This window comes from Paenibacillus sp. A3 (assembly GCF_001399685.1).
In the GTDB taxonomy this organism is placed as follows: Bacteria; Bacillota; Bacilli; order Paenibacillales; family NBRC-103111; genus Paenibacillus_G.
The window spans coordinates 1-516 of the sequence record NZ_JTHN01000347.1 but is presented as its reverse complement, the minus strand read 5'-3'; the positions used below and the strand labels follow the sequence as shown (position 1 = coordinate 516).

At 44.2% G+C, this 516-nt stretch carries 1 protein-coding gene; it reads right to left on the bottom strand.

Annotated elements, in window-relative coordinates:
* Nucleotides 1-37: 37 nt before the first annotated feature.
* Complete coding sequence (locus QJ48_RS34435) at nucleotides 38-475, bottom strand: hypothetical protein (RefSeq protein ID WP_054977766.1); 438 nt, start codon at nucleotides 473-475, stop codon at nucleotides 38-40.
* Nucleotides 476-516: the final 41 nt, after the last annotated feature.

Genomic DNA, 516 nt, shown 5'->3' with positions numbered 1-516 from the left:
AGACTTTTTTCTTGCCGCGTAACCGGCAATGCTTTATTTAAGTGAAATGCCGGAATACATAGCCCTTGGAAGTAAACCGTCCATTAGCGCTTTTGATAAGAATATAATGTTCTTTGCCGTTGCCCGGAACGCCTATGCCTCCAAGGCCTGATTGAGTTGTGTTCTTTCTTATCAAAGTATAATCGTTGCCATTCTTCTCATATACATGCAGTTCATATTCAACGTCTGATGAGTTCGAGCCAAAAAATATGTATGGTCGTGCTGAAGGGTAATCAAAAGCATCAATTTTGTAGTAATCGAGATCTGTTGGAGAGCTAATCGCTCCAGAAACCTCAGAAAAGAAGGTGGGGCCGGGATTTGCCGTTTGCGGAGTATCGTTCGGTTCTGTCTCGTGCGCGGCATAGGCCGCTCCGGTGCCCAGAAACAAGGCTAGAGCAGCGCTTGCCGTTAGTAAAGCTTTTTTGTACTTCAACATTTAACACACCTCTTTACCATGGATTTTATCGTTAAGGCTGA

What these genes read in the sequence shown, in the direction of transcription:
- QJ48_RS34435 (WP_054977766.1), bottom strand. Translation starts at nt 475, where the DNA reads ATGTTGAAGTACAAAAAAGCTTTACTAACGGCAAGCGCTGCTCTAGCC.